General features: G+C 47.3%; 8 protein-coding genes and 1 pseudogene. 2 read left to right on the top strand and 7 right to left on the bottom strand.

Going from position 1 to position 6,846, the window contains the following annotated elements; genetic code table 11:
* Window positions 1–845, top strand: an 845-nt coding sequence (gene purM, locus Q0614_RS12065) for a phosphoribosylformylglycinamidine cyclo-ligase (RefSeq protein ID WP_298788969.1), incomplete at its 5' end; no start/stop codon positions are given.
* 45 nt (window positions 846–890) lie between these two features.
* Window positions 891–1,250 (top strand): Imm10 family immunity protein, encoded by a 360-nt coding sequence (locus Q0614_RS12060; protein WP_298788967.1) that lies wholly within the window; start codon window positions 891–893, stop codon window positions 1,248–1,250.
* 50 nt (window positions 1,251–1,300) lie between these two features.
* On the opposite strand, the gene Q0614_RS12055 is transcribed toward Q0614_RS12060, so the two are convergent.
* The 7 genes and pseudogenes from Q0614_RS12055 to Q0614_RS12025 form a co-directional block, all read right to left on the bottom strand.
* Entirely contained in the window at window positions 1,301–1,762 is a 462-nt protein-coding gene (locus tag Q0614_RS12055; protein WP_298788966.1) for a cupin domain-containing protein, read from the bottom strand.
* Between the two features lie 169 nt (window positions 1,763–1,931).
* Window positions 1,932–2,501: a flavodoxin gene (locus Q0614_RS12050; RefSeq protein ID WP_298024308.1), complete on the bottom strand. Its 570-nt coding sequence runs from the start codon at window positions 2,499–2,501 to the stop codon at window positions 1,932–1,934.
* Between the two features lie 139 nt (window positions 2,502–2,640).
* The gene (locus tag Q0614_RS12045) at window positions 2,641–3,144 is read right to left on the bottom strand and encodes a carboxymuconolactone decarboxylase family protein (protein WP_298788965.1); all 504 of its coding nucleotides are present in this window, start codon (window positions 3,142–3,144) and stop codon (window positions 2,641–2,643) included.
* A gap of 1 nt (window position 3,145) precedes the next feature.
* Window positions 3,146–3,298, bottom strand: coding sequence for a hypothetical protein (locus tag Q0614_RS12040; RefSeq protein ID WP_297950173.1), 153 nt, complete (start codon window positions 3,296–3,298; stop codon window positions 3,146–3,148).
* A 175-nt stretch (window positions 3,299–3,473) separates the two neighbouring features.
* Window positions 3,474–4,388 (bottom strand): annotated as a pseudogene (locus Q0614_RS12035) (SDR family NAD(P)-dependent oxidoreductase).
* Window positions 4,389–4,522: 134 nt separating this feature from the next.
* On the bottom strand, window positions 4,523–5,392 hold the full coding sequence (locus Q0614_RS12030; protein ID WP_298788963.1) for an aldo/keto reductase: 870 nt from the start codon (window positions 5,390–5,392) through the stop codon (window positions 4,523–4,525).
* A 228-nt stretch (window positions 5,393–5,620) separates the two neighbouring features.
* Window positions 5,621–6,487, bottom strand: a complete 867-nt coding sequence (locus Q0614_RS12025; RefSeq protein ID WP_298788961.1) for an AraC family transcriptional regulator — start codon at window positions 6,485–6,487, stop codon at window positions 5,621–5,623.
* Window positions 6,488–6,846 lie beyond the last annotated feature (359 nt).

Below are 6,846 nucleotides of genomic sequence, written 5' to 3'. Positions count from 1 at the left end.
CTGCAGGCTACAAAAAACCTGCGATCCTAGGCGCCACCGACGGCGTGGGCACAAAGCTGCGACTCGCGATCGATGCGCGCAAATTTGACGGCGTCGGCCAAGACCTTGTCGCGATGTGCGTAAACGACCTCATCTGCAACTTCGCCGAGCCGCTGTTTTTTCTCGACTATTACGCGACGGCAAAGCTCGAGATCAGCGATGCAAAAGAGGTCGTAAAAAGCATCGCCGAGGGCTGCAAGCTCGCCCGCTGCGCGCTGATCGGCGGCGAGACGGCGGAGATGCCCTCGATGTATGAGAAAGGTGACTTCGACCTTGCAGGCTTTGCCGTGGGCATCGCCGAGGAGGACGAGATCGACCGTAGCAAGTTCGTCCGCGAGGGCGATGTGCTCATCGCGCTTCCTAGCAGCGGCTTGCACTCAAACGGCTTCTCGCTCGCTCGCAAAGTAGTCGCCGAACTGGGGCTAAAATTTGACGACAAAGTAGACGGTCGCGCGCTCATCGATGTGCTTTTGGAACCGACCAGGATCTACGTCGGCGACTTTTTAAATTTAAAAGACAAGATCCACGCGCTCGCGCATATCACGGGCGGCGGTATCGTGGAAAATCTGCCGCGCGTATTTCCGGAGGGGCTGGGCGCGAAGATCGAGCATGCCGCGATCCGCACGCCCGAAATCTTTAAAATCATCGCGCAGAAGGTTGAGCCGGCCGAGATGATGAGGACGTTTAATATGGGCGTAGGTATGATCGTCGTAGCGCCGAAAGAAAACGCAGAGTTCGTGCTAGCAAATACCTACGGCTACGTCATCGGCGAGGTCGTAAAAGGCGGGGGCGTGCAGCTCGTGTAAATTTTGAAGCGGTAAAATTTGCCGCTTTTTGCCAAGGCAGAGTTCATGTTTAGACTAAATTTTAAAGCAGGTATTGCTACCGCTTCCAAAAATAGCGCCGAGAATTATTATATGATAGGTCTAGCGGACGCCAAGTACGACTATAAGAACTATCTGCTTTTCCAAAGACCGATCAAGCTCGGGCGGTATGAGGACGCAGACGCACCACATAACGGCTTATACGCAGAGTGCAATGGCGATGTATGCTATAACGGCTGCAAGGCTGTGAAAATCACTAGCGAGCTTATCGTTTTTGAAGTCCAAGATAACGCCATCGCCGTGGATATCCGCGACGTCAAAATTCCCAAACGTTTCATTCAGTATTGCAAAGAAATTTTCGGCGATCTGCTCAGCATCGATGGGTAAATTTAAATGCGTTTAACGGCACGCAAAATTTAGCAAGCGCGATGTAAATTCTACCCGGGGAAACTATTTCGCGCATCCTTTGTGTCCGCTTTTTCGACGAGGCTTTTATACTCGTCCTCGCTTAGATGCTCCAGCCACGTTACGTTTTTGCCGTCCTTTTCAAAGGTTACCGCGATGTGCTCGCCGTCTTCGTGCAGTCCGGCTCCGTGCCAGTGTTTGACGCCCGGTGGACAAAGCACTACGTCGCCAGTACGAGCGATTTGCACGATTCCGTCCGCCGTACCGGTGTAAATTTTACCCTGCGTTACGATTAAATTTTGCCCCGCAGGATGCGTATGCCATGCCGTGCGTACTCCGCGTGGAAAATGCACTAGCGCTGCTCCTGCATTTGAGTAAGGCGTCGCGCCGAAAAGTAGCGTGACTTTCGGCAGACCGCCTGCAAAAATTTTATCGCTCACCTTATCATAAACGGCGAGATTTTCCTTTTTAACCAAAACTTGCTTTTCCTGCATCTTTTCTCCTTTGTTTATATTTTTTGCAATGCTCTCTTGCGCGCTTAAATTTAATGCCCACGCCATCGCCGCTAAACTCAAAATTTTAAGAATTTAGCGTTTATTTTTATCTTTCATTATGCTCGCTTTAAATTTAATCACAAATTTAAAGTCAAAGTGCAAAAGTCGCCTAAAATTTCGTAAGCCACTCTTTTATCTCTTTTTCGCTTGCTCTCTCGCCGAAGCACTTCCCCGCTAGCCACTCGCCGCTTCCGGCCATTTGGGCTAAATTTTTATCGCTATTTCCGAGCCCCGAGCTATAGACGGTACAAAACGGGATCACCTTTTTACCGCTAAAATCGTTGTTCTTTATAAACTCAAAGATCGGCCACGCCGCATCATACCACCAGATCGGATAACCTACGAAAACGACATCGTAGTTCTCCCAGCCTTCGATTTTGGCGTTAGCTAAAGACACTTTCCTAAGCGACGTATCATCATGCTCGCGGCTAACGCGACTTTTTGGATCGTTGTAGTTTAGATCCGCGTTCGTGTAGGGCTGCACGGGCTTTAGCTCGACTATCTCGGCACCTAAATTTTGTGCTATTAAATTTGCCGCTCTGGCCGTATTGCCGCCTGCGGAGAAATAGACTACGAGCGTCTTTTGCGGCTCAAATTTGATATTTTCCGCTGCGCTTTGGTTCGCCGCGAATGAACACATAACAAGTGCTGTAGCCATTATTTTACTTAGTTCTTTCATTTTATTTTCCTTTCTTTTATCTCATCTGTTCTTGCCAAAATTTGACCGCCTCATCCAGCCAGCCTTGTGCCGCCATGCCGGTGCCTAAACCAAATCAACTCCGTGATATAAATTTACAAATTCCCCTTAAATTTGACCTTTAAAGGCTTTTTAAAACCTCTTTCGCGTTTTGCACCTTTGCCTCGCCAACACATTCACTCAAAATTTTAAAAATTCTCTCGAACTGCTCGTCCGTAACGCCTAAATTTCTGGCACCGCCCAGGTGCGATTTTAGTTGCATATTTACATTATCTAGCGCTGCTAACGTCGATACGGTGATGATCTCGCGCTCTAAAAAGCCTAGATTACCCCTGTTAAAAAGATAGCCGAAAAGATAAGCCTTCAGCCCGTAATCGACCGCAGGCGCGTCAAAAAGCACCGTACCCGAATAGTCGCGTCCGAAGATATATTTTTGCGTCTGCTCGCCAAGCTCGTAAAAATCGCTGTCCGCAGCAACCGGGCTCGCGTCCTTGCCCGCTTCATCTTTAATACCCGCCGCCTCGCGCTCTTTTACGAGGTCGTTAAAAAGTATGAGCCCGTTTAATCCCATCGGAAAGCCGATATAGGCGCTTTGATGCGACAGCGCCTCTCTGATCTCGCTCACGCTAAGCTCTGCTTTTAGAGCGTTGCAGCGCGCCTTTTAGTTTGTCCGCATCTGCCGCTGCCGCATAAGCAGCCACGCTAACTAGCGCTAGCTGCTTATCACTTAGTGCCCCGCTAAGCTTTGCCGCGTGCGGAAGCTCGTTAAAATTCACCATCGTTTGCTCCTTTGCCGTGTTTAAATTTAAAGCGGCGTGAACTACTGGAATAATCCAAAAATTTCATCTTTGCTCCTTTTTTGGCAAGGCTTGTCTTGCAACTTGCAGACGAGCGCCAAAAAGTAAAAGTCACTCAAAGGCACTCGCAAAGTAGGTCGCTTAACGAAACGTAAAACTATTTATTTCTCATGGGCTTATCAAACGCCGACGCCGTCGCGTCCTTAAAGTCCATCGCCTCTCCTGCGATGCTTCTTGTGTCCTTCATATCCGCCATCACGAGCGCCATTTTTTGCTCGGCGTTTTTAAAGGCGCTCGAGCCCATAAAAAGATACTGTGCAGGCATAGCCTGGCGCGAGATCTCAAACATCACGGGCCCAAAGGTCGTCGGATCACCCGGCTGTTTGCCGTTGTAAGCCTTAAATTTCTCGATAGTAGCGCTTCTAAACTCATCGTAATCTCTGATCGCATTCGCACCGGTTTTAAGGCTATCGCCTAAAAATTCCGTCCTAAAGCCCGTCGGCATGACGTTTATCGCGCGGATACCGAACTGATTTAACTCCAAATTTAGCCCCTCGCTAAGCGCGGAAACGGCAAATTTACTCATATAATAAGGCATGCTAGCCCCGCTCGTGCGAAAGCCGCCGATCGAGCTTAGATTAAAGATACGAGCGACAACTTTGTCTACGCTACCGCCGTCTTTTATCGCTTGCGGACGCATTAGTTTAAGCGCGGCCTGCGTTAGTAAAAATGGCGCAAAGACGTTTACCTCAAACTACGTCCTTAAATCAGCCTCGCTTGTCTCCTCGACTATGCCTAAAAGTCCGTATCCGGCGTTATTCACGAGGTTATCGATGCGACCGAATTTTTTCTGCGTCGCCTCCACCAGCGCCTTAAATTTAACTTGCAGATCGCCTTCGAATTTTAACTCGAACGGCAAAAAATTCTCGCTCTCGCCGCCGAATTTCTCATTTAGTTTTTTCATCGTTCTTGACGTGGCGACGACCTTATCGCCTCTACTTAGAGCGTATTTTGCCAGACTCTCTCCAAAGCCGCCCGTAGCGGCTGTGATAAGCCAGATTTGATTTTCCATGTTTTTCTCCTTTATTAAATTTTCTTTCGCGTTTAAATTTACGCTAGCTAATATCGCGTTTTATAAATTCTCGTCTCTTAATTGCCGCCTTTTGGCCAATTACGGATCGCCGTAATCGAAAAATAGGCTTGTTTTTATTGTTTTGGGGTATTATCCTTCATCCAGTTTACGAGCCACTTTACCCTGCCGTCGTCTCTGTGGTCGAAAAATAGCGTCTTATCGGTATCAAGTGCAGCGATAGCAGCCATATCATCAGGCGCAAGCGTAAAATCAAAAATGTCGAAATTTTGCCTCATTCGCTCGATTTTAACGCTTTTTGGAATGACGACGATGCCGCGCTGAATTAACCAGCGCAAAATAACTTGAGCCGAGCTTTTGCCGTATTTTTCACCGATACCGCTTAGTACGGCGTTTTTAAATATATTGTTTTTACCCTCGGCGAAGCTAGCCCACGACTCAAACGCTATGCCGTAGCCATCAAGCACGCACTTTAGCGCTTCACGCTGAAAAAATGGATGACACTCAAGCTGATTTACCGCAGGGATGACGCCGCTGTTTTCGCACAGATCGACGATTCGATCAGCGTAGAAGTTGCTAACGCCGATAGAGCGAATGCGACCCTCATCGCGCAAACGTTTCATCGCTCGCCACGAGCCATAAATATCGCCATATGGCTGATGAATGAGATAAAGATCAAGATAGTCAAGCCCTAGCTTTTTCATCGACGCATCAAAGGCTTTTAGCGCGCGCTCCTCACCTGCGTCGCCGATCCAAAGCTTAGTAGTGATAAACAGCTCCTCGCGCTTTAGCCCGCCTGCAAGAGCCGTCTTAATTGCTGCGCCAACGCCCTCTTCGTTGCGATAAGCCTGCGCGGTGTCGATGAGACGGTAACCCACTCTAATTGCATCCTCAACGCACCTTTGAGCCTCCGCAGGCTCCACCTGATAGACTCCGTAGCCTAAAATCGGCATTTTGTTGCCGTCGTTTAAGATTAAATACTGCATTTTTACTCCTTGTAATTTTGATTTTTAAACTGAAATGATTATAACAGTTTTAGAAAATAGGCGGTAGAACGATCCTGCAAAATCATTGCCTATTTCTGCAAATGTTATAAAAAATGCAAAATTTAGATCAAAATTTGTAGTTATGGTGGGTCAAAAATGTAAATTTAGATAAAAGAGGCTTAGAAGATAAAATCAACGAGAGGACTAGCAGGCCTGCCCACACTAATTTTAAGCGCCCGTTATGGCTAAGACGTGCGCCTTAGGAGGCATGCCAAACATCCTGGAGTACTCTCTATTAAACTGCGACGGGCTCGCGTAGCCGACGGCAAATGCGGCCTCTGCGGCGTCTAAATTTTGATTTAATAAGAGTTTTTTTGCTTCTTCGAGGCGGATCTTTTTTTGAAATTGAAGCGGACTAAGCGCCGTGATACGCTTAAAGTTATGATAGAGCGACGATGCGCTGATACCGAGCTTTTTGGCTAAATTTTCGATATTTATCGCCTCGGCGTAGTTTGATTTTATCTCTTTGGCAGCGCGCGTGACGCGGTTTTCTATGGTTTCTAGCATTGCGTATTGGCGTAGGAAATCGCCGTTTTCGCCCTTTAAGAGTATGTATAAAATTTCCTTTATCGCGAGCTTTGCTAAAAATTTAGCATCGTTTGGACGCTCTAGCAAACGGATAAATTTAAATACGGCTTCAAGCAGCTCATCATTTACCGCTCCAAGAGCCAGCCCTGCAAACTCACCCTTTTTGCTCTCGGCGCCGCCTATACTCTCGATCACGCCCAAGATATCCTCTAGCTCAAAGTTGATCTTTATAGCTAGATACGGGCAGTCTTTGATCTTCGCAACGGCGGGGATATGCGTAGCGGCTAGCAGATAGCGCTGCTCGTCGTACTCGTAAAAATCATTACCGACTTTGGCTAGTTTTGAGCCTTTAAAAACCATGCAAAGCGCCGGTTCGTAAACGCCGGTTAAAAACTCGGTCGGCACGCTTGCTCGGTAGACAAATAGCTCCTTTATATCGCTTTGTATCTTGCCGTCTGAGCTAAATTTAGCGTCCAAATACTTACAAATTTCATCTATCTTGCTCATTGTGCCTCCTTGATTTTTTGAATTTTAGCAAAATTTATAAAATAGCAAGCTGCGAATATCCACCGACCCGCTTTCTCAAATTTAGCAAGTAAATAGGCAAAGCCGGCTCGCAAAATATTAAAGGAGCTCAATCCAAAATAACAAATTCGGACGATTTAACGACCGTCCGAAAATCAAAAGTCAAAGCAAGGAGCTAAAGCCATAAACCGATTTACTCCATTTAAATTTATCTTGCCAGCTCAAGAATTTTAGCGATATTTTCGCGGCTGTAGAGCTCCGCCATATTCCATGCTTTGGCGTTTGTCGCAGCTACGTCTATGACCTCATCTAGCACCTTGCCTTCGATGCCAAGCTGTGCG

Source organism: uncultured Campylobacter sp., from assembly GCF_937997595.1.
Classification (GTDB): domain Bacteria; phylum Campylobacterota; class Campylobacteria; order Campylobacterales; family Campylobacteraceae; genus Campylobacter_B.
This window is presented reverse-complemented; position numbering and strand designations above follow the sequence as displayed.

What these genes read in the sequence shown, in the direction of transcription:
- Q0614_RS12060 (WP_298788967.1), top strand. Translation starts at nt 891, where the DNA reads ATGTTTAGACTAAATTTTAAAGCAGGTATTGCTACCGCTTCCAAAAAT.
- Q0614_RS12055 (WP_298788966.1), bottom strand. Translation starts at nt 1,762, where the DNA reads ATGCAGGAAAAGCAAGTTTTGGTTAAAAAGGAAAATCTCGCCGTTTAT.
- Q0614_RS12050 (WP_298024308.1), bottom strand. Translation starts at nt 2,501, where the DNA reads ATGAAAGAACTAAGTAAAATAATGGCTACAGCACTTGTTATGTGTTCA.
- Q0614_RS12040 (WP_297950173.1), bottom strand. Translation starts at nt 3,298, where the DNA reads ATGGTGAATTTTAACGAGCTTCCGCACGCGGCAAAGCTTAGCGGGGCA.
- Q0614_RS12030 (WP_298788963.1), bottom strand. Translation starts at nt 5,392, where the DNA reads ATGCAGTATTTAATCTTAAACGACGGCAACAAAATGCCGATTTTAGGC.
- Q0614_RS12025 (WP_298788961.1), bottom strand. Translation starts at nt 6,487, where the DNA reads ATGAGCAAGATAGATGAAATTTGTAAGTATTTGGACGCTAAATTTAGC.